This window comes from Pseudomonas sp. IPO3747 (assembly GCF_013385245.1).
In the GTDB taxonomy this organism is placed as follows: domain Bacteria; phylum Pseudomonadota; class Gammaproteobacteria; order Pseudomonadales; family Pseudomonadaceae; genus Aquipseudomonas; species Aquipseudomonas edaphica.
This window is the reverse complement of sequence record NZ_JACAQL010000022.1, coordinates 419298-440406: the sequence shown is the minus strand read 5'-3', so window position 1 is coordinate 440406 and position 21109 is coordinate 419298. Positions and strand designations below refer to the sequence as shown.

Here is a 21109-nt window from a genome sequence, read left to right as displayed (position 1 = left end):
ATCCCTTAACCGCGTGGAGTCGCGACGGCTGCGAGCTTGGGCGCGGCTTTATCCGGCGCCACTTGTTCCAGGTTGCTGGCTTCAAGCGCTTGTCGTTGTTGTGCCAAGGCGGCGAGGGTTTCCTTGCTGGCCATCGGGATCGTTTCCGGCGCAACCGGCGAACCCGGACGAATGCGCTGCAAGCCCTTCACGACGATGGTGTCGTCCTTGTTCAAACCGCTGCGCACGATGCGCAGGCCTTCGATCTTCGGCCCCAGTTCCACCGAGCGATAAGCCGGCTTGTCGCCGTCCATCACCAGCACGAACTTCTTGCCAAGGTCGGTGCCCACCGCTTCGTCGTTGATCAGCACGGCGGAGTAGGTGCCGCTGCCGACCAACTTCAAGCGGGCATACAGGCCCGGGGTGTATTCGCCCTTGCTGTTATCGAACACGGCGCGACCACGGATGGTGCCAGTGGCCGGGTTGACCTGGTTGTCGACGAAGTTCATCTGGCCCAGGTGCGGGTTGCCGGTTTCGTTGGACAGGCCCAGGTACACAGGAGTGGTCGCGCCACGGCGGCCTTCACGAGCCAGCTCGGTGTATTTGAGGTACACGCGCTCGTCGGCGTCGAAGTAGGCGTAAACCTTGTCGGTAGAGACCACGCTGGTCAGCGGCGTGGTGTCGGCGGTCACCAGGTTGCCGGCGGTGATTTCAGCACGGCTGACGCGGCCACTGATCGGCGAGGTCACGCGGGTGAAACTCAGGTTCAGCTTGGCCAGGTCCAACTGCGCCTGGATCCCGGCGACAGCGGCGCGAGCTTCCTGGGCGGCGGTGGTGCGCGAGTCAGCCAGTTCGGCGGAGATCGCATTGCTCTGACGCAGACGCTCGCCGCGTTGCGCTTCGTTATCGCTGCGGCTGGCGGCGGCTTTGGTTTGTGCCAGTTGGGCTTCGAGGCGGCGCACCTCAGCCTGGAACGGGCGCGGGTCGATCTGGAACAGCAGGTCGCCTTTCTTCACCAGAGCGCCTTCGGTGAAGGCCACCTGGTCGATCTGGCCGGACACGCGCGGACGAATTTGCACGGTTTCCGGGGCTTCCAGGCGACCGGTGAATTCATCCCACTCGTTGACCGGCTGTTCCAGCACCTTGGCCACACTGATTTTCGCGGGGGGCATGGCGGCCGCTTGATCCGGGGTCTTACCGCAGGCGCTCATCACCACCACGGCCAAAATCGCCAAGGGGAAGCGCAAGTGTTTGAGTGACTGTTCCATGAGGTGCATCCGCCAATGTATTTGAGATGGGCGGATCATGCGCGGCGAGGTGCTATGTCACGAATCGAATGAAACAAAGGTAACTATCATTCGGAATGATATAAGCGAGAGGCGAGCCCTCTAGAATGGCGTTTTCGTTAGGGAGCTATCAATGGGCGTGATGACAAAGGTGTATTGCGTAGCGTGCAAGGAACGAGGCTCACAACCCGCTGTCGTTGCCTCGCAACAAGATGAATTCACTCCTTCAACCGTCTCACGGTGGCGTCAGGCTGCCACGCTTACTAGCAGTCAGCCCTCCCAAAAAGTACATCAACCCGCCCGCCACAACAAAAACCACCAACATATAAAACATGCTGTACGCCGGCTGCGTAGCCAACACCCACCCACACAACACCGGCCCCAACGCCGCGCCGACATTGCCCAGGTTCTGCGCGGCGTAGTACATGCCGCGCAGGTGATTGGGCGCGATGTTATCGATGAACATGTATTCGGCCGGGAACACGATAATTTCGCCAAGGGTGAAAATCGCCATCGACAGCACCCACATCAGCAGCGTGGTCGACAGCGCAAACCCGCCCAGCCCGACAATAAACAGGCTCAGGCCAGCGGCAAGCCACCGACTCAGGTAGCGCGGGGAAATCCGTTTGCCGAGGCTGTATTGCAAGCTGATAACTGTCAGGGCATTGGTGGCCACGATTGTGCTGATGATCCGGTAGGTCTCCTGAGGTGTAGTGGTGACGATCAGGTACTGCGAGAGGTAGGCCGTGAACTGGCCGAATACCACGGCACTGAGAAGTCCGCCGAGGGTAAAGCACACCAGGCGGTAATCGCGCAGCAGCAGTGTGGCGACCGCCAGGAACGCTACGGGTGGCTGGTTTGCTTGGGCCGTCTCCAAACGCCTGTCGCCCCACACGAAGTAAATAAACAAGAACCCGGCACCCAGCCCGGCTGACATCAGAAACGGCAGGCTGGCATCCACGGCGGCCAACCCCGCGCCCAGGAACGGCCCGACGGCATAACCGATATTGGTCAGCGTGTATTTGATCGAAAACGCTTCACTGCGCTGCTCAACGGGGAGCAGGCTGCCAAACCCGGCTTTTACCGCGATATCAATCACCGCATACGCCAGGTTCACCAACACCAGGCACAGGTAAAACAGCCAGAGCGCAGGCGCGATAGGGGCGCCGAGAAAGCCCAGCGTGAACACACCGCAGAAGAGCAGGATAAGCCGGTAACTGCTCATCCGATCCACCAGAAAGCCGCCATACAGGCTCAGCAGCGAGCCAATGATCAGTGTGCTGCCGATCACCAAGCCGATATCGGCGATGCTCAAGCCAAAGTGGCTCGACAAATAGATGACCAGGTAGGGCAGGGTGATTGCGCGGGCGAGCGTCAGTATCAGCGAGGCGCTCAATAGCAGGTTGAGGGTGGCGGGGTAGTTTTTCAGCGTGGCCAGCATTCGAGCCTCAGAGTCCATTTATCAGAGTACAAGCAGCTTACCTTTGAACCGAGTTCTGATTTAGGATGGTTTTTATCCAGACACAGGAACTCAATTCATGAATAAGGGCTGTGCATGTTTTCTTCAGAGCGCCTGAAGGGCATCGATGTATTCGTCTGTGTCGCGCAGTACGGCAGCTTTACGGCGACCGCCGGGAAAATGAACCTGACCGCCTCGGCCGTGAGTAAAAGCATTGCGCGCCTGGAAGCCCGTCTGGGTGCCCGACTGTTCCAACGCACCACGCGCAGGTTGTCGCTGACCGATGCCGGCGTTGCCTACCTGCGCACCTGCACCGGCGTATTAACCGACCTGGAAGAAGCCGAATGGGCATTGCAGGCTGAAAACACCGAACTGCGCGGGCGTGTGCGCATTGACCTGCCCGGCGCCTTTGGCCAGGCGCAGGTGCTGCCGATCCTGCTGCCGTGGCTGAACACTCATCCATTGCTGACCCCGCACATCTCCTTCTCTGATGGCTTTGTCGATCCGTTCAAGGAAGGCGTGGATATCGTCGTGCACATCGGCGACGACCCGGCCTGGCCGGAGACGGTAGGGCACCAGTTACTTACCCGAGAGTGGCATGTTTTATGTGCGTCCCCTGCGTATCTCACTCGCCACGGCACGCCACAGTCCGAGCGTGACCTTGAACAGCATCAGTGCATTGCCTACGGCTGGGTCGATGGTCGCGTCAGCCACTGGCAGCACGCCGGCGAACATGGCGCGACACTGCACAGCCACGTGCAGCCGCAACTGGTGATCGGCCATGGCAACGGCCTGAAGATGGCTGCGCTGGCCGGCTGCGGTATTGCACAACTGCCGTCGTGGCTGATTGAGCAACACTTGCAGGACGGGTCGCTGGTGCAAGTCTTGCCGCAATGGGCAAGTGAAGGGATGGGCATCAGTGTGGCCTGGATCAAAAGCCGCCACGCGCTGCCCAAGGTGCGTGCGGTGGTGGAGGTGCTGGTTGCAGGGTTGGGCGCGGTTGAGTGAAACTCCTTGATTTTCCGAACAAATTTTCCACAGGATGCGCAGATGCCAAACCTCCCGACACCGCCTTCCACGGGCGACGATCCTTACCTTTGGCTGGAAGACGTCGACAGCACGCAGGCGCTGGATTGGGTGCGCGCACAAAACCTCAAGGCCCACGCCCGACTCGCCGAATCCGCGCCTTTCAAGGCGATGCAGGCCGACCTGCTGGCGGTGCTCGATTCGGACAGCAATATCCCTTACGTGGAAAAAATCGGCGCCCACTATTACAACTTCTGGGTCGACGCCGCCCACCCTCGCGGCCTGTGGCGGCGGACCACGCTGGCGCAATATCGCAAGGCGCAACCGGCCTGGGAAACCGTGCTGGACATCGACGCGTTGAATGCCCGGGAAGGTGAGAATTGGGTATGGCACGGCGCCGACTGCCTGCACCCTGGCTATCAACGCGCCTTGGTTGCACTGTCCCGCGGTGGTGCGGACGCGAGTGTCACGCGCGAATTCGACCTGGTCGAAAAAGCCTGGGTCAATGACGGCTTCGAGTTGCCCGAATCCAAGGGCGGGCTGGGTTGGATCGACCACGACAACGTGTATGTGTTTACCGACTTCGGTGCAGACAGCATGACCCGCTCGGGTTACCCGCGCATCGTCAAGCAGTGGCAGCGCGGTACACCCCTGAGTGCCGCGACGATCGTCTACGAAGGCCGGCACGACGATATGTATATCGCGGCGATGCACGACAGCACGCCGGGTTACGAGCGTGATTTCGTCAGCCGCACCCTGGCGTTCTACAACAACGAGCTGTACCTGCGCGCCCCGGATGGCACGCTGAGCAAAATCGACGCGCCGAACTCGGCCGACAAGTCGGTGCACAAAGACTGGTTGCTCCTGCAATTGCGTGATGATTGGGCAGTGGGTGATGGCTATGTGGCTGGCTCGTTGCTGGCGATCAACTTTGCACGCTTCATGGCCGGCGCGCGGGATTTCGACCTGTTGTTCGAACCATCGGACAGCACCTCGCTGGCCGGCATGGACTGGACCCGCAACCACTTGGTACTCAACGTGCTGGAGGACGTCAGAAACCGCCTCAGCGTGCTGACGCCGGGCCCACAAGGCTGGGCACGCAGCGCATTTATCGGCGCGCCGGCGATGGCGACCGTGGATGTGAGCGCCGTCGACAGCGATGACAGCGACGCCGTGTGGATGGTCACCCGAGGTTTTCTCACGCCGGTCACGCTGTCACTGGCCGACCTTGACGCGCAACCTGAAGTGCTCAAAGCCATGCCGGCGTTCTTCGATGCGAGCCGGCATGAGGTTGAACAGCATTTTGCCGTGTCCAAGGACGGCACCCGCGTGCCGTATTTCCTGGTGCACGAACAGGGCTTGCAGTACAACGCCAACGCGCCGACCTTGCTCTACGGTTATGGCGGTTTTGAAGTGTCGCTGTGCCCGGAGTATTCCGGCGGGCTGGGCCGCGCCTGGCTGTCCAAAGGCGGTGTGTATGCCGTGGCGAATATTCGCGGCGGCGGCGAATACGGCCCGCGTTGGCATCAGGCGGCGCTCAAGCACAAGCGTGCGCGCGCCTATGAGGATTTTGCCGCCGTGGCGCAAGACCTGATCAACCGCAACATCACCTCGCCCCGGCACCTGGCCGTGCAAGGTGGCAGCAACGGCGGCCTGTTGACCGGCAATATGCTCACCCAATACCCCGAGTTGTTCGCGGCCGTGGTCGTCCAGGTGCCTTTGCTCGACATGCAGCGCTATCACCACTTGCTGGCGGGCGCCTCATGGATGGAAGAGTACGGCAACCCGGACGTGCCTGAAGAATGGGCCTACATCCAGACGTTTTCACCCTACCACCTGTTCGACCCGGCCAAGACCTACCCGCCGGTGCTGTTCACCACCTCGACCCGCGATGACCGCGTACACCCGGCCCATGCCCGTAAACTTGCGGCCAAAATGATCGATGCCGGCCAGGACGTGACGTACTACGAAAACATCGAAGGCGGCCACGGCGGCGCGGCGGATAATGCCCAGAGTGCGTACATGAAAGCGCTGGTCTATGGCTTTCTGTGGGAGCGCTTGAGCGCCGGCCACGGCTGACTTGCGCTGGCAGGTATGATCGGATGCCCCTTGGATAAGTGAAGAGTCAGATGCGCACACCCTATGTTTTTATCTTGATGTCGATGCTGTTGGCGGGTTGCGGCTCGTCGGGCGCAACCACTGGAAATCATGCGCTCGAACGTCAGCAAAATGCAGCGCTGACGTCCGGTGCGACGCTGGATCCTTACACCGTTGAGAAGCTCAATGCGATTCTCCAAGAGCGTCCAAACTACCGGTTGCTTCCCGCGGGCCAACAGATCGGCCTGATCTCGGAGGCCTTTTTAGGCACGCCCTATGTTGCCAACAAGTTACAGGGCTCACTGAGCACGCCCGAACAGTTGGTGGTCGATTTTCGAGGCCTGGATTGCTTTACCTACCTGGATTACGTCGAGGCCCTGCGACAATCGGCAGCACAACCCGACTTTATGAAAAACCTGCTGCGCACGCGTTATGTTGATGGCGATCTCGACTTTCTGAGCCGTAAGCACTTCTACACGGATTGGGCCTACAGCGGCACGTATAAGCCGGCGCAAGACATCACCGCGCAGATAAGTGCCCATGCCGTTCGCCGCGAAAAACGCCTCAACCAAAAAGCCGACGGCAGTACCTACTTGCCTGGCCTGCCGGTGGTCCAGCGTACGGTCACCTACATTCCTGCCGGTTTTATCGATAAGAAGGTCATCAATCGCCTGCACGAGGGCGATTTTATTGGCATCTATACGCCCTTGGCCGGGCTGGATGTGACCCATGTGGGGTTCTTTATCATGACGGACAAAGGCCCCGTACTGCGCAATGCGTCCTCACATTCAGGCAGCCAGAAGGTGGTGGATTCGCCGTTTCTGGCGTATGTGGCCAACACGCCGGGGATTGTTGTGCTGAGGGCGAAGGAGTAGGTGGGCGAAGTAGGGCTTTAGCGCGCGAGGCCGCAAACGCGGTGGATCGGCAACCTTGAACTTGGGTCTCTATGGGTTTTGTTACAGGCTATCGGGGTTCCAAAAAAATTGACGAAGAGAAGCTTCCCGGCAATGCAATCGAGCAACCAAGCTCAAGCAGGTGCGCAGTTCTTCATATCGCGAAACGGGGTGATTTCCAGTGGGGGCGTCTGCGCACAAAGTGGCGCCCGCCAATAGCCCACGCTGTGCCATTGACCGTGTTTGTACCCAACTTCAGGGTAAGTACCAATATGAGTAAAACCGAGCGCTTCATGGAGGCCTATGCTCCCCGCATTGGGTAATGCGATGCCAGCATAGGCCGCATGGAACCCCTGCTTCTCAAGAAGGGGAAGTAGCTGCTGATAAAGCGCACGAGCTATCCCTCGTCGGTGCACGGCGGGGTCAACGTAGACGGTGACGTCTACCGACCAGCGATAGGCCTCTCGAGTTCGATGCTGGCTTGCGTAAGCGTATCCAACGACCTTGCCGCCCATCTCTGCAACCAGATAGGGGTACGTCCGCAGGGTTACTGCAATTCGCTCCGCCATCTCGTCGATTGTCGGTGGTGCCAGCTCAAACGAGATGACGGTGTCCAACACCATAGGCGCATAGATAGCCTGGATGGCAGAGGCATCAGCGGGTGTTGCAACCCTAACGTTGTAATTCATGTTTTTCCTTGCTGTTTGCCATAATGAACCGTGGCTGGTCCGGGCTGAACCATGCAAGGCATCAACCGGGATCAGAATATCGCGCTGGATTCGTATATCACCCTTTTGAAAAGCTTCATCACATCCGCGAATCGAAGCGAGGCTCGATCACTGTATAGGGAGCTTCTGCTCCTGCAGGCCTGGCTGCGGGATGTCCACGATCACTTCTTTCCCCCCAAGAACCTTCGCCAGGAATAGTGCAGTCAGCCCGCCAAAGAACTGCGAAATAATGAAGGGTGCAGCATCTGAAATACGTATTCCCGAGAATGTATCGGTGAACCCGCGAGCAATGGTCACTGCCGGATTCGCAAAGCTCGTGGAGGACGTGAACCAGTAGGCTGCGACAACATACGCGGCAACTACCTGAGGCACTTTTGCTTTGTGATATTTATCGCACAGCAGAATTGTCAGTACCAATCCCGACGTTGCCAGGTACTCACTGAACCACTGCGAGGGTCCTGTGCGAGCGTGGTGGGAGAACTCGACCAAGGGCAGCTCAAACATCAAGTGCGCGGCGAATACACCGAAAATCGCACCCATCGTTTGAGCTACCACGTAGGGGCCCAGTTGCTTGCTGCTCAGTCCTCCGCGCAAATAGTCGACTACAGAGACTACCGGGTTGAAGTGCGCACCCGAAAAAGTGGAGAAGCACACGATCAGTACATACAAGCTCGTGCCAGTTGCCAGCGCATTGGCAAGAAGCGCTAGCGCATCGTTACCGTTGGCCAGGCGCTGACCCATGATTCCAGAACCAACTACGGTGCACAGCAGAACTGCTGTACCGAGAAACTCAGCCAAGATCTTCCGTGAAGTACTCATTGGATAGGCTCTATGAGGAGAGATTTTAGGGGTAGCGGCTACTGAGATGGCTCGTAGCCGCAGACGCTGTTACGAGCAGCAGGACTTGGGCTTAACGGGCTGACTTCCCTCCACGACATACAGCGCATCGCCTGCGGAAAGGTAGGCATCCTGTGAGGCTAACTCCGTGGGCACGCCACGCTTGTAAACTCTGCCGCTATCTCCGGTGAGTTCGCGGCCAGGCCCTCGGTAGATCACCGTTGCAGGTGTCCCATTCTGAACTTCGGGTTTGGTACCGGTGACAGTGACGGAGTAGAACCGGACAGAGCCAATTCGCTTGGTTGAGGCGTCGTTCCGGGCCTCAATCTTTATTCCCGTGAGACCGACTTCCTGAAGCTGCTTGTAGAACTCCTGCTCCTGAAGTACGCCTGAGTAGCAGGCCGACCACAGCTTGGTGTCTCGTTTCAATTCGTCAGGAATGGCGATATCTGAGACGTTGTCAGAAATTGCAAAACGGCCACCTGGTTTCAGTACCCGATAAATTTCGGCGAAAACATTCTGCTTTTCGGTCTCACCAACTAGATTGATCACGCAGTTCGAGATCACCAGATCGACAGACTGGCTGTCGATAAGAGGCTTGGACTGGGAGCTATCGCTGATGAACTGCTCGAAGTTTTTCCACGATGCCCAATCAGCACAAGGCTCTGTACGCAGGCGTTCCTCGGCCAGCTCCTGATCGATTTTCAAGTTGCTCGCGGAGGCCTGGTAGAAACGCAAAGGTGCGCTATCCGTTGCCTTCTGAAACGCCTTCGCTTCTTCACGAGCGATCTGCAACATGCTTGGGTTGATGTCGATACCAAAGACAGCACCGTTACTACCGGCGATTTGGGCAGCGACGTAGCAATTCAGACCGGCCCCTGAGCCCAAGTCCAGGACGACATCACCTTCGCGCACATACTTGGTCGGGTTACCGCAACCGAAGTTGGCTTCGATGATTCGCTTTGGAATGTTCTTCAGGTACTGGGCACCATAAGCGTCGCTGCAGCAGCTCTCAGTCAGCTGCGATTCAAGGACAACGTTGCCGTTGCTCAACGCTTCGGTGTAGTCCGCGATGATTGTGTTTTCAATTGCAGAAGTCATTGCTCACATCTCCCGTTCAGCAGCACGAACTACCATCAGCGCAGCACGATTCCTCGGCTGAGCCTGCGATGGGCACAAGCCCTTTGGTGACCTTGGGGTCTCGAACTGAAGGCGTGTTGCAGTCGAAGAAGCCGCTCTTGTCCAAGTCTGGCTCGACATAGCAGCGCACTGGTATGAATTGGCCTTGGTAAGGCGCTGACATCAGCAGATTGAAGGTCTTCTCGCACACCGCGGTACGGACGCCGCGCTGGTAGGTATGGCCGTCGTCGTCGACCGTATGTTTCCAAGGACCTTTGTAGATAACGGCATGCCCTTGGTCGAGGCACACGCCGGCCTTACCCTTGTATGCGCTCACGGTGAACAGGCGGAACTCAATGCCGTCCTGAATGGAGACAGGCACCTCGGATGCCAGCTCATAGGTGATGCCATGGAAGCCCGCCTCGCAGAGCTGCTCGGCAACAGCAGACTCGGTGAGTGCGTTATTACACTCCAACCCCTCAACAGTGAAGGCCCGGAGCGCTACGGCTTCCTCATCAGACAGAATCGCCGGAAATACCAGTCGACCATGACGTTGCAGTCGCTCACAGAGCGATTGCGCGATTCGGCCAAACTCGGGCTCGGCATTGAACCCTTCCCAGTAAATGTTCGCGAACACGGCCGCAGTGGAGTTGGCTTCGTCCGAACTCGGACTGAACACTACGCCCTGAGCTTGCCCATACTGGGCTGTGAGTTCGTCATTGCGGCTCGCGGAGCAGATGAAAAGAGTGTCTTTGCCGTTCTTGAGCGACCTGCTCAACGACTCGTTATGAGCGCGCCAAGCAATATGGCCCGGCACCTGAAGACCATCGGTTTGGTTGGCCAGCCTGAGAGCCGCCTGCAACAAAGTAAGTGACGACATCTATTATCTCCTTAGCATTTCAGGCAGCAACGTTTGAACACACCTGCTTCTGGCGGTGTGACCGAGTCCATGAAGAGCTTGTCCAGGCGGGAATCCGAATGCTGCCAGTCGAAGTGAAACTCGTGCTCCTCCAACTGCAGTTCCTTCACCGTGTCGTTGTTGAGCAGCGGTGAGCCCTTGTAGAGATGCAGCCGAGTTTCAAACTGAATGGGGTCGACGATGTTCTCCAGCTCGTTGCGAGCAATGAAATCGTGCAGCTCGGCCATGTCCTCAAGGCTCACCCAAGGGTTGAACGTGATGAAGGTCGGGTTAACCTTGACGCTGGCCTCTTTCAGAAACGCCAACGCCTCCTCGATCATGGGCACGTTCATTTCCTTGAAGACCTGGTCGAGAACTTCCTGCTTGGGGAACTCCAGCGCGGTGGTGATGAAGGCAAGCCCGAGCTGCCCCATTTCTGTGATGGCGTCCTTGTTCTCCAGAATATGATCCACGCGAGTGGTGAAGTCATAAGTGAGATCAGGGAACTGCGAATGCAGAGTCCGGATGATTTTCAAACCATGCTTCTTGGCATTGAAAAAATCGGCATCCGTGAACGTGAGGTGAGTCATGCCCTGTGCAACGAGGTTCGCCACGTCGCGCTCAACGAGATCGTCGGAGACCAAAAGCACCTTGCCGTCATAGGCCGCATACACCGAACAGTAGGAACACTTATGGTGACATCCGCGCGACCCTTCGACCCCACCCACAACTTTCTTTTCGCCGAGCAACTTCTCCAGCTGAGGTTGCGGATATTTGTGTAGAGGCGGTGCCAGGTCCCTGCGCGGCAGGCGGAATCCGTCACGGATCAACTGAGGCACAACGATCTCACTGGAAAGGCCGCGAGTCCGATCGATCACTCCGCGCAGATCTTGGTCCTGTTCGCCACTCAGATGTTTGGCCAAGCTGACAATAGGTTTTTCACACTCGCCTGCGATTGCATAGTCACCGTATTTGGAGGCCAGGCTTTTTGCATTGATGGTCGCGTATTGACCGAAGAAGCAAACTTTTTGGGAGGGCTTCGCTTCTTTAAGCTGCTTGGCCAACTGCGTTCCCGCAGTCAGAGAGTCAAAAAGCGGTACGCAGATGAAGACCACATCTGCGTCGCTGAATCTCTCCAGGGAAAGTCCCTCGACGTAGATATCGATGAGCTGCGCGTCGATATCTGCATCGAGTAGGGCTGTGGTTGCAGATATCGCGTTGAGCGGTTGATACCCCCCTTCGAATGTACTGGCGACCAGATAATTCATTCTCTTTCTCCTTGAGTTCAGGCACGACAATTCGGTGACTGGAGTCACTGTTGGTTTTGTAGGAATTCGAAGTTAAGGCGATATCAGCAGAAGAACTGCCAGCCCTATGAATGCTTGTAGAACTGAGCCTGCTGTCACCAAGCGCATGTATCTGCCGGTGCTGTATTCGGGAAAAGCGTCCGATTTGACCAGCCAGTAATAGCTGTCGTTAGGGAGAATGGCGACAAAGGATCCGAGACACACGGCGAATGTGACGCTCATCAAGTCCACCCCGCTGGACGCCAGGATCGGCGAGAGAACAGGAGGGATGGCAGCGAAGGTCGCAAGCGAAGAACCATTCAGTGTTTTGAATACCGCTGCCAACAGGAACACCGCAACCAGAATATGCGTGGTGCTGCCCGACGCGCTGAATGCCTGCTGAATCAGATCCTTGGGAAGCACCCTACCAAGGGCCTGCCCCAACGCAGATGCACAGCCGATGGTGAACAGTAGCGAGCTGGTTCTACGCATCGCTTTGGAGAGCAGATCTTGAACCTCACCAGGTTTGCAGCTAATCGCGATCAATAACGATGTGGCGATCAGCGCACCGGCGGGCGTAGTAAAGAACTCGATTACAGAGTGCTGGTTCTTTGTGAGGGTGTACCCGGCGACCAGGAGCGCGAAAAATACTGCCAGAGGCAGAATTACTTTGAAAACCGAGTCCTGAGGCACGGTCGGGGCCGTCGAATTCTGGGGGAATGAAAAGTCTGTGCGAGTCGTCCAGTACGTCCAGATCGTTCCAGTTATCCACGTGACGACGGTGAGCAGCAACCCTAGATACAGAAACTTTGGGTCATGAGTGTTGGCTCCCAGCCCAATCCCGATGATCAGCGGGCCTGCGGGCATCAGCAGCTTGAACCCTGAGTAGCATCCTATGGCGATGTATTTCCTGTGTTGCCCCGCAATGGGAGCAAGAGAGGCGTAGGCCGTATCGGGACAAACCATCCCAGCACCCAAAAGGGGTGATAGAGAGATACCGAATTTTCCAAAAGACACACTGCCTTGCGTCGAGATCCATCCGGCAATGAAAAACGCGCTCAGGATGACGATGGCGAAATAGCCGAGGTTGTTTGCGAAGCCTTCGCTCAGCGATTGAAATACGTCACCGCTGCTAGTGCCGGCAAGAAGAGGGATTAGAATCGCGCCCAGTAGCATTGCGACAGGGAGAGGCATGGAAACGCTGCTCCATAGGTTCCGTAAACGGGAACCTGTTTTCGTCCTAAGCGCTTCTACCAACATCCTTGTGTCTCCGAAAGCTACCGGAATTGCCGTTTGATAGGGCCGCAGGCCTTGCCTTCAGTCCACAATCGCAAAATACGTTGCGAGTCGCAACTAATATATTGGAACAATTTTGCTAGGGCTTATACCCAAAAAAATGTGTCGCTTCGGGTGCTAAGGTGTTATTAGCGTTTCCCCGGAATTGCGAGCCGAGTGCTATGACAAAGATTGATCAGATCGACCAGGATGCCGAACAGCTTTACGAAGCGCTTAGTCACTTGGTTCGCGTCTACCAGTTTCGTGACAGAGACCGCAGCTGCTGCGAAGGGTTATCCGTAACTCAATGCTACGCGCTGGAGCACGTGATAAAGGCTGGGCCTGTTCGCGTTCAATCGCTGGCGAGTGAGCTTTATCTAGACAAGAGCAATGCCAGCCGGCTGGTGGACTCACTTGCCAAACAAGGGCTGGTGCGCCGCGTACCCGACGAAACGGACGGCCGAGCGTTAGCCATTACAGTTACACCAGAAGGCACGGCCATCTATGAAAGTATTCGGTCGGATTTGGTGGGAGAAGCTCGCGATCTTGCCTGTGATTTGTCGAAAGAAGCACGTGACGGGGCGATACAAATGCTTCGCCGTTTCGCCAACGCCACAGAACAACGCTGCGGCTTGAAAGACTTCAGTCGTGACGAGTACCTGCCAAGCAAATGCTGCTGATTTACAGGTTCAGTAATGCAACCGGTTGTAGGTAGGTCTAGCTAGGCAGTAACTATCAAAGGGTAGTGGTTCTATCCCTGTACATGATCCAAAGCTTGTATTTGGCATCAGTGAAAACATCCGCCCACACATCGCCCAGGCGAAAACCGATCAATACGTTGCGTGCAGCGGCCTCGGCTTCAGCGCAACGATGAACCAGATCCCCAGCCAAGCCACCCAGTCCCGTTGGGGTTGTGGATCGTGAGATCCAGATAGGAGAGGGCATTCACCCTCTAAGAGCGATGAGCGTTCTTGAATTCTGCGAACTATAGTCATCCTGCTATGCGGTGATTAACCACACTCACGGCATAAGGGCATTTACATAGTTCAACGATTGCAGACCACTTACGAGCCTGGGGAATACTATGCAAAAACTTGAATGGGTGTGTGTTCTGACGGGGTGCATCGGACTTTTTGCGTGTTCAGACCAGCGATCAGTTATGGAACCGTACGAAACGAGCCTGAAGGTTGGTAGTTCCAATGCCAAGAACTTCCATTCTGTTTTGCATTTTCCGTCCGGAACCGCCTTGCATTACCCAGGTTACGTGGTTGCGCTCGAAAAAAGCCCACAATCGATAGTGGGTGGTCCCAAGCCCTACCCACAGGTAAGTTTTGTAAGAAGTGGTCAGTACATAAACAGCGAGCAAACGAGTGCGGGTGATACGTCCAATATTATCAGCAGATTTCAGCGCAACGATCCGAAGGCAATGTTCATCTCACATATCGTTCAGAATCGCTATACCCAGAACGTTGCGGTGTTGTCCAAGCCCTACGTTTCCACCTCACATTGTTTTGTTTACAACGCTTATGCCGCTAAACCATTGGCACTCATAAAAGAGGATTATGACCTCGCTAAAATCAGCGATTGGCACGCCTGCAGAATCTCCACGAACCTGGATAAGGTGGACGCGAAAGCCTACCAATTGTATGACTATGGAAAGTACGCGTTGGCCTCGTTGGAAACCAACCTTACGCAAGACCTGCTCGACGGTAGTTATACGCACATTCTGGTTATTGTTATGGGCTGGAATACCTCTCAGCAAGAGGCAATCCGAAACTTTAATGACCTCACCGGCAACGTAATTGCGGCCTCGCTTGAGGACAAACGAGGCCTCCAGGAAAACGAGATCAATCGCAAGGAGGCACTGGATACACAGAAAGCTATCAATGGACCATTCAGGCCACTAGTGATTGGCGTCACCTGGCCTTCCTATTGGTCGAACTCTGCCGGTAACGTATTGAGCTACTCAAATAAGGCAGGCGACGCAGATGAAGTCGGATTGTCTTGGCTCAATAAAATTCTGAACGAGACAATTCCCAAGAGCCTGGCCGCTTCAGGTAGCCCCGCACGTGTGGTTGCACTAGGGCATAGCTTTGGGGCTCGGGCAATGACGAGGGCTGTTTTCAGTTCGCCTGCGCTGGTACCTATAGATAACCATTTCCCTGATCAGAAGATGGTGACTAGCTCCGTTGATCTCGCCGTCGCTTTACAAGGTGCAATGAGCATCAATCGGTTTGTAGCTGGCTTGAGCAGTGAGGGCGCTCCTTACCGTGATTATGCGAAGTTAAAAAACACTCAGTTGGTACTTACTGCCGCGGCTAATGACAGTGCGGTGGGCTCTCCATTTATCATTTGGACGTCACCAGCAGGGTCGATCAGTTCTTATCATAAAGCTTGCGACTCGCCCGATTCGCCTTATAAGGATATATTTAATTGTATGACCGCGTCTGATACTTCGGCAGCGTCGGCAGGCAGCTTCAGTATCTGCAAGCATGGGGGGCAAGCTTGTAATGATCCATTCGATGGCAATCGGCAAGTCCGGAAGGTCTCTTATATAAACGTGTCGGACGGCATCACCCAATTTAATTCTCCGGGATCAGGAGGTGGTGCGCATAGCGATATTTATCGCGTGCCCATGGGGCGTCTACTGTGGAAGTTGATAGAGGAATATGCCGTAAATAAATGATGGTTCTTATGAGCGAGGTTGGTATCGTCGATTTTTTTGAGAGCTGTAAGGCAGGCTTTGCCTGCCTGGTCTTTTTAACGTTTGCTAGAAGTTATACGGTTGCGATCTTGAATCGCTAAGGTGATTGAGTCAGTAGCGCTAGAGCAGTAATAAAATTGCTTGGCTCGATAAGAGGAGGGCTGTTTGTTTTCCATATGGCGGGCCTTAGTATGCTTTGGGTGGCACAGGCAAATGCGAGAAGGAAAGTTAAAACCGAAAATGCTTTTTGAGTATTCAGTTTGAATTGAGCCACGGTACTGTCACGGAGGCGACGTTTACAGTGAACTTCGCCGCTGCATGAGCTAACGTTCATGCCTACGCTTTTCCGATAACTCGCTGGATACCGCCCCTATGAGAGATCTGCCGCCCACCGCGACCTTGCGTGCTTTTGAAGTTGCGACCCGCCACCCGACGTTTACAGCCGCCGCACAGGAGTTGCATGTGACTCAAAGCGCGGTCAGTCACCAGCTCAAGCACCTGGAGGCGCTTTGGGGCGTGCAGTTGTTTGAGCGTGGCAAGGCGTTACGCCTCACGGCGGCGGGGGCTACGCTGGCGCCCATCGTGCGGGAGTTTTTCATCAGCCTGGAGGCGACGTTGGGTGACTTGCGCGAGCAAAAGGGCAGGGTGCGACTCAGCGTCAGCACCACCTATTCCTTCGCGCTCAAATGGTTGCTGCCACGCTTGCCACGTCTGGCTCGTCAGCGCCCCGAGCTGTTGGTCTCGCTGGACACCACGGATAAAATCATCCACTTCTCGCACGGCCAGGCGGATGTTGCGATCAGGCTGGGCAAGGGCAATTACCCAGGTCTGCATTCGGAGTTCCTGTTTGGGGAGCAGGTATTCCCTGTGGCCAGCCCCGAACTGCTGCGACGCGTGGGGACGCCGCAGAGCCCCGCAGACTTGTTGCACTTCCCGCTGCTGACGCGCGATGGCGCCGAGTTGGTGCCAAAGTGGGAGGTGTGGTTTCAAACCGTCGGCCTGGCCTATTTGCCGCTCAAGGAGAGCGTCAGGTTTGGCGATACCAACATGACGGTCGAGGCGGCCTTGCTCGGCCAGGGCGTTGCATTGGTGCGCAGCGGGCATGTCGAGAAGGAAATCAGCGATGGCCGTTTGGTGCGGCTGTTCGACATACCGCTGCCATCGCCGCTGGCTTACTACTTCGTCTGCCCCAAGGGCATCGAATCGCAGCCGCACATCGCCAGCTTTCGCCAATGGCTGGTCAGTGAGGCGCTGAAAGTACAGGCGTAGACAAGCGAGTTATGAGCATCTGCTCATGGCGCAATGAGGAGACTTCGCTTTAGCTCCGGCGCCGCATTGCCTACAGTGGCGCATGCCTATTCATCTCGTGTTCCTCGTGCTGTTCGCCGCGCTCCTGCATGCCAGTTGGAACGCGCTGCTGCGTAGCGGCGCCGATCGGCTGTGGTCGATGACGGTGATGTGCGTCGCCATCGCCATCACCAGTGTGGTTGCTGCGACATTCATGGCGTCCCCGGCGATTGAAAGTTGGGGCTACGCGGTGGTGTCGGGGTTGCTGCATGTGGGCTACAACCTGTTTCTGGTGCGCAGTTACCGGGTTGGCGACCTGGGGCAGGTCTATCCGATTTCACGTGGATCGTCGCCGGTGCTGATCACTTTTGGTGCCGCCGTGTTTGCCGGAGAAAGCATCACCCCCGGCGAGCTCGTCGGTATTGCGCTGGTGTCGGGCGGGATTATTTCGCTGGCTTTCAGAGGCCGCAGTCTGTCGGTTCCCAGCTTGCCCTATGCGCTGGGAACGGGCGGCTTTATCGCGGCCTACAGTGTGGTCGACGGCATCGGTGCGAGGCTCTCCGGTGCGCCGCTTGCCTACACGGTGTGGATGTGCGCCCTGTGGGGCGTGCTGATGCCGGTGGTCTACATCGGCCTGCGCGACAGCCGCAGCTTGTTCTGCGTCCGGCCCGGAACAGTGACCGCGTTGGTCGGCGGCCTGGTCTCATTGCTCGCGTATGGAATGATCATCTACGCCATGAACGAAGCGCCCCTGGGCGCGGTATCGGCACTGCGCGAAACCAGCGTGCTGTTCGCGGCGTTGATCGGCTATGCGTTTCTTGGCGAGACGCTCACTGCACGCCGGATACTGGCGTGCGTGGTGATAGCCGGCGGTACGCTCATCATCGGCTGATACAGCCAACAGCTCAGGAGCTATGTTCAATGGTCAATGTCTCGCAGGCACCGCTGATTCTAATCACGGGTGGCAGTCGTGGAGTGGGGGCCGCCACCGCCCGGCTGGCCGCCGAAAGGGGTTATGACGTGGCTATCTGCTACGTTGCCAACGAATCCGCAGCGCTGGCCGTGGCTGCGGATGTAGAAGCACTGGGGCGCCGGGCGTTGGCGATGCGGGCCGACAGTGCCGACCCGCAACAGGTGGCCGACTTGTTCGCGGCCATCGACCGCAGGTTCGGACGTATCGACGTGCTGGTCAATAACGCCGGGATGCTGGGGCCTCAGTCTCGCCTGGAAGACCTTGGCATGGAGCGGATGCAGCGCATCTTTGCGGTCAATGCCATTGGGCCAATACTCTGTGCCCAACAGGCGGTGAAGCGCATGGCTTACCGCCACAACGGCCCGGGCGGTGTGGTGATCAATGTCTCTTCGGCGTCGGCGCGCCTCGGCAGCCCCAATGAGTATGTCGACTATGCGGCGTCAAAGGGCGCGTTGGAGACGTTCACCATTGGGTTTGCAAAGGAGGTGGCGCGCGAAGGCATACGCGTCAACTGTATCCGCCCCGGGCATATCTATACCAACATGCACGCCAGTGGCGGTGAGCCGGGGCGGGTCGATCGGGTCAAGGATTCGATCCCCATGGGGCGCGGTGGTCAGCCCGAAGAGGTGGCTCGCGCGATTCTATGGCTGGCGAGCGCGGAGGCATCCTTCGTTACCGGTACATTCCTCGACGTGACGGGCGGTAAATGAGCCGGCGCCACGGCTCATCGGCTGCTTGCGCCCGGTTCAAGTCAGCGCGGGCTGCCTGACCTTGCGACTCAATCCCGGTGTCTGCCCCGTAATGCGCTTGAATGCACGACTGAAGGCGGCCTGGGAGGTATAGCCCAAGCGCTGCGCCACCTCTTCAATCGGCAGCCTTTCGAGGGTCAGCCACTGGCTTGCAAGCCGCATTCGCAGTTCGGTGACATAGCGCAGCGGGGTCATGCCGATAGTCACTTGAAAGCGCTCGGCGAACACCGAGCGCGAGGTATTGCAGTGCTCGGCCAGCTGCGCAACGGTCCATTCGCGACCCGGTTGTTGGTGGAGCGCAAGCAGCGCACCGGCCAGGCGTGGATCGCGCAAGGCGGCGACCAGCCCAGAGGCGTTGCCGCAGGCGCACTCCACCCAGCCGCGAACGACCATGGCCGCCACCACGTCGGCCAGCCGCGCGAGGATACCAGCGAAGCCGACACGGGCGGCGCTGACCTCGCGTTCCATGGTGGTCAGGATCGGCACCAGTCCGGGGTAACGCTGGCCACCGGCATCAATCAGCATCAGGCCCGGCATCAGCCGACCAAGCCCATGGATGCTGCCCAGTTCAAACTCCATGCAGCCACTGAACACAATAGTTCTTGGCGTAGGGCTGCCGTCGGTCCCGGTATCCACCGCGCTGACGGTGTCGCCCAGAGGGGCGCCGTCTAAACGGTCGATGTCTTGAACCGGCACGTCCGTATGGGAAAACAGTTGATGGGCCGCGCCATGGGAAATAAACACGGCGTTGCCGGCAGACAGCGCGTAGGTGGTTCCGTCCTCCATCTTTAACACCGCAGTGCCGACGGCCATGAAGTGGAACCAGGCGTGCCCGGGTTTTTCCGCGAAGCCCAAACCAAAGGTCGGCCCCGTTTGGATACGCCGGTATTCGACCCCACGCAGGCGCATGCCGCGTAACAGCTCGTTGATGAGATCTGAGGAAAGCGCAAACTGATCTGTAGGCATCGTTCAGGTGTTTTGATCAAAAAGTAGAGACTTTAGATCATAGATCATCCGGATTCCCGTGCCTAGACTGCGGCTCGCAATGAAGATTGGGAGATCCGTGCAATGACTGACTGTGTGTGTAATACCGTTTCCGATAGCCCGTGCGGCGTCGACTCGGACCTAGAACCTGCAACCCCCGCGTGGATGGCAGTATTTTCCCTGGCCATGGGGGTGTTCGGATTACTGACCGCTGAGTACCTTCCAGCCAGTTTGTTGACGCTGATGGCGACTGACCTGGGCGTGTCCGAAGCGCTGGCTGGCCAGGCAGTAACGGTGACGGCCGTGGTGGCGTTGTTCGCCGGCTTGTTGGTACCAGGCCTGACCCGTGGCATCGACCGACGGTGGGTGTTGCTGGGTTTTTCCACGTTGATGGTCGCCTCCAATCTGTTGGTCGCCGTTTCCTCCAGCTTCGTGGTGCTGTTGTTGATGCGTATCTTGCTGGGCATTGCCCTTGGCGGGTTCTGGAGCATGGCGGCGGCAGTAGCGATGCGCCTGGTGCCGAGTGCCTTGTTGCCCCGGGCGTTGTCGATCATCTTCAGCGGCATCGCCATCGGCACGGTCGTTGCGGTACCGCTGGGCAGCTACTTGGGTGGGCTGTATGGCTGGCGCAGCGCGTTCTTTGCGGCGGCGGCGGTAGGCATGGTCACGCTGGCTTTTCAGGCGTTCACTCTGCCGCGCCTTGCGCCGCGCCGACCGGCACGCCTGCGCACCGTTCTTGAGGTGTTGCTGCGCCCGGGCATCGCCATGGGGATGTTCGGTTGTGTGCTGGTGCACAGCGGGCACTTCGCGATGTTCACCTATGTTCGGCCCTTCCTCGAGGGGACTACGGGTATCGGCGCCCAAGGGCTGTCACTGATGCTGCTGGGGTTCGGTGTCGCAAACTTCGTCGGCACGCTGTTGGCCGGGAGGCTGCTGGAGCGCCACCCGCTGGCCACGCTGGTGTTGATGCCCGCACTGGTCGGCGTCGCCGCACTGGCGTTGGTGCTGTTGCCGGCCTCGGTGCCGGGGCAGGCGGTCCTGCTGGCGATCTGGGGCCTGGCCTTTGGTGGCGTGCCGGTGGCGTGGTCGAACTGGGTCGCCAGCTCGGTCCCTGACCAGGCGGAAAGCGCCGGGGGCATGGTGGTGGCCTCGGTGCAGTCCGCCATTGCCACGGGCGCCGCCGCTGGCGGTGCGGTGTTCAGCCTCGGTGGAAGCGCAGGCGTATTTGTAGCCGCGGCCGTGTTGATGCTGCTGGCCGCGTTGCTGATCGCGCTGCGTGTTCGCGTCCCCTCCGCCCATGGCATCCGCCAGTCCAAGCCCGCGTTGCATCTTTGATCCGGTTAGCCAAACCGTTTCGAACCCGTTCGTAACGTGCTTGAGCATTTCTTGCGCAATACGCGCATGGGATAGATGATCTGGGACTTCATTCCCGTTGATTAACCCACCGCGCTCCAGGTCTGAATGGCTCTAAAGCGTAAATGGCGTTAGCATTCCCACCACTCGGCTTAAACAGCCTGTTTTTCAGATCA

The 21109-nt window shown here is 57.7% G+C and carries 19 protein-coding genes; 9 read left to right on the top strand and 10 right to left on the bottom strand.

The window, feature by feature from the left end:
* Window positions 1–5: 5 nt before the first annotated feature.
* Window positions 6–1247 (bottom strand): multidrug efflux RND transporter periplasmic adaptor subunit MexE, encoded by a 1242-nt coding sequence (gene mexE, locus HX790_RS23465; protein ID WP_176992254.1) that lies wholly within the window; start codon window positions 1245–1247, stop codon window positions 6–8.
* 253 nt (window positions 1248–1500) lie between these two features.
* Window positions 1501–2706, bottom strand: a complete 1206-nt coding sequence (locus HX790_RS23460) for an MFS transporter (RefSeq protein WP_176992253.1) — start codon at window positions 2704–2706, stop codon at window positions 1501–1503.
* A gap of 114 nt (window positions 2707–2820) precedes the next feature.
* Here HX790_RS23460 and HX790_RS23455 point away from each other — a divergent pair, with 114 nt between their 5' ends.
* The 3 genes from HX790_RS23455 to HX790_RS23445 are packed head-to-tail and all read left to right on the top strand — an operon-like array spanning window position 2821 to window position 6722.
* On the top strand, window positions 2821–3732 hold the full coding sequence (locus HX790_RS23455; RefSeq protein ID WP_176992252.1) for a LysR family transcriptional regulator: 912 nt from the start codon (window positions 2821–2823) through the stop codon (window positions 3730–3732).
* Between the two features lie 42 nt (window positions 3733–3774).
* Window positions 3775–5829, top strand: coding sequence for a prolyl oligopeptidase family protein (locus HX790_RS23450; RefSeq protein WP_176992251.1), 2055 nt, complete (start codon window positions 3775–3777; stop codon window positions 5827–5829).
* Window positions 5830–5879: 50 nt separating this feature from the next.
* A complete protein-coding gene (locus HX790_RS23445) occupies window positions 5880–6722 on the top strand; it encodes a DUF1460 domain-containing protein (protein ID WP_099549830.1) in 843 nt (280 codons plus the stop codon).
* Between the two features lie 152 nt (window positions 6723–6874).
* Here HX790_RS23445 and HX790_RS23440 read toward each other — a convergent pair whose 3' ends face one another.
* From HX790_RS23440 to arsQ, 6 genes are all read right to left on the bottom strand, one after another.
* Window positions 6875–7429 carry an arsinothricin resistance N-acetyltransferase ArsN1 family B gene (locus HX790_RS23440; protein ID WP_017135547.1) on the bottom strand — a complete coding sequence of 185 codons (555 nt, stop codon included), beginning with the start codon at window positions 7427–7429 and terminating at the stop codon, window positions 6875–6877.
* 147 nt (window positions 7430–7576) lie between these two features.
* Complete coding sequence (locus tag HX790_RS23435; protein WP_017135548.1) at window positions 7577–8287, bottom strand: aquaporin; 711 nt, start codon at window positions 8285–8287, stop codon at window positions 7577–7579.
* Window positions 8288–8356: 69 nt separating this feature from the next.
* A complete protein-coding gene (gene arsM / locus HX790_RS23430; protein WP_017135549.1) occupies window positions 8357–9406 on the bottom strand; it encodes an arsinothricin biosynthesis methyltransferase ArsM in 1050 nt (349 codons plus the stop codon).
* Between the two features lie 16 nt (window positions 9407–9422).
* The gene (locus HX790_RS23425) at window positions 9423–10304 is read right to left on the bottom strand and encodes a methyltransferase type 11 (RefSeq protein ID WP_176992250.1); all 882 of its coding nucleotides are present in this window, start codon (window positions 10302–10304) and stop codon (window positions 9423–9425) included.
* A gap of 11 nt (window positions 10305–10315) precedes the next feature.
* Entirely contained in the window at window positions 10316–11590 is a 1275-nt protein-coding gene (arsL, locus tag HX790_RS23420; RefSeq protein WP_176992249.1) for an arsinothricin biosynthesis radical SAM protein ArsL, read from the bottom strand.
* 72 nt (window positions 11591–11662) lie between these two features.
* Window positions 11663–12868: an arsinothricin export permease ArsQ gene (arsQ, locus tag HX790_RS23415; RefSeq protein ID WP_026013569.1), complete on the bottom strand. Its 1206-nt coding sequence runs from the start codon at window positions 12866–12868 to the stop codon at window positions 11663–11665.
* Between the two features lie 197 nt (window positions 12869–13065).
* On the opposite strand from arsQ, the gene HX790_RS23410 reads away from it, so the two are divergent.
* The gene (locus HX790_RS23410) at window positions 13066–13563 is read left to right on the top strand and encodes a MarR family winged helix-turn-helix transcriptional regulator (RefSeq protein WP_017135553.1); all 498 of its coding nucleotides are present in this window, start codon (window positions 13066–13068) and stop codon (window positions 13561–13563) included.
* A gap of 55 nt (window positions 13564–13618) precedes the next feature.
* On the opposite strand, the gene HX790_RS23405 is transcribed toward HX790_RS23410, so the two are convergent.
* Entirely contained in the window at window positions 13619–13828 is a 210-nt protein-coding gene (locus HX790_RS23405; protein ID WP_100219272.1) for a DUF3577 domain-containing protein, read from the bottom strand.
* 214 nt (window positions 13829–14042) lie between these two features.
* Between HX790_RS23405 and HX790_RS23400 the strand changes: the two genes are divergently transcribed.
* The 4 genes from HX790_RS23400 to HX790_RS23385 all read left to right on the top strand — a co-directional run bounded on the left by HX790_RS23400 (window position 14043) and on the right by HX790_RS23385 (window position 18557).
* Complete coding sequence (locus HX790_RS23400; RefSeq protein WP_232626295.1) at window positions 14043–15569, top strand: alpha/beta hydrolase; 1527 nt, start codon at window positions 14043–14045, stop codon at window positions 15567–15569.
* 390 nt (window positions 15570–15959) lie between these two features.
* Entirely contained in the window at window positions 15960–16856 is an 897-nt protein-coding gene (gcvA, locus tag HX790_RS23395; RefSeq protein WP_176992248.1) for a transcriptional regulator GcvA, read from the top strand.
* Between the two features lie 82 nt (window positions 16857–16938).
* Window positions 16939–17766 carry a DMT family transporter gene (locus tag HX790_RS23390; RefSeq protein ID WP_099549822.1) on the top strand — a complete coding sequence of 276 codons (828 nt, stop codon included), beginning with the start codon at window positions 16939–16941 and terminating at the stop codon, window positions 17764–17766.
* A 29-nt stretch (window positions 17767–17795) separates the two neighbouring features.
* Window positions 17796–18557 carry an SDR family oxidoreductase gene (locus tag HX790_RS23385; RefSeq protein WP_176992247.1) on the top strand — a complete coding sequence of 254 codons (762 nt, stop codon included), beginning with the start codon at window positions 17796–17798 and terminating at the stop codon, window positions 18555–18557.
* Between the two features lie 36 nt (window positions 18558–18593).
* On the opposite strand, the gene HX790_RS23380 is transcribed toward HX790_RS23385, so the two are convergent.
* Window positions 18594–19562, bottom strand: coding sequence for an AraC family transcriptional regulator (locus tag HX790_RS23380; protein ID WP_017135559.1), 969 nt, complete (start codon window positions 19560–19562; stop codon window positions 18594–18596).
* A 102-nt stretch (window positions 19563–19664) separates the two neighbouring features.
* On the opposite strand from HX790_RS23380, the gene HX790_RS23375 reads away from it, so the two are divergent.
* On the top strand, window positions 19665–20915 hold the full coding sequence (locus HX790_RS23375) for an MFS transporter (protein WP_176992246.1): 1251 nt from the start codon (window positions 19665–19667) through the stop codon (window positions 20913–20915).
* Window positions 20916–21109 lie beyond the last annotated feature (194 nt).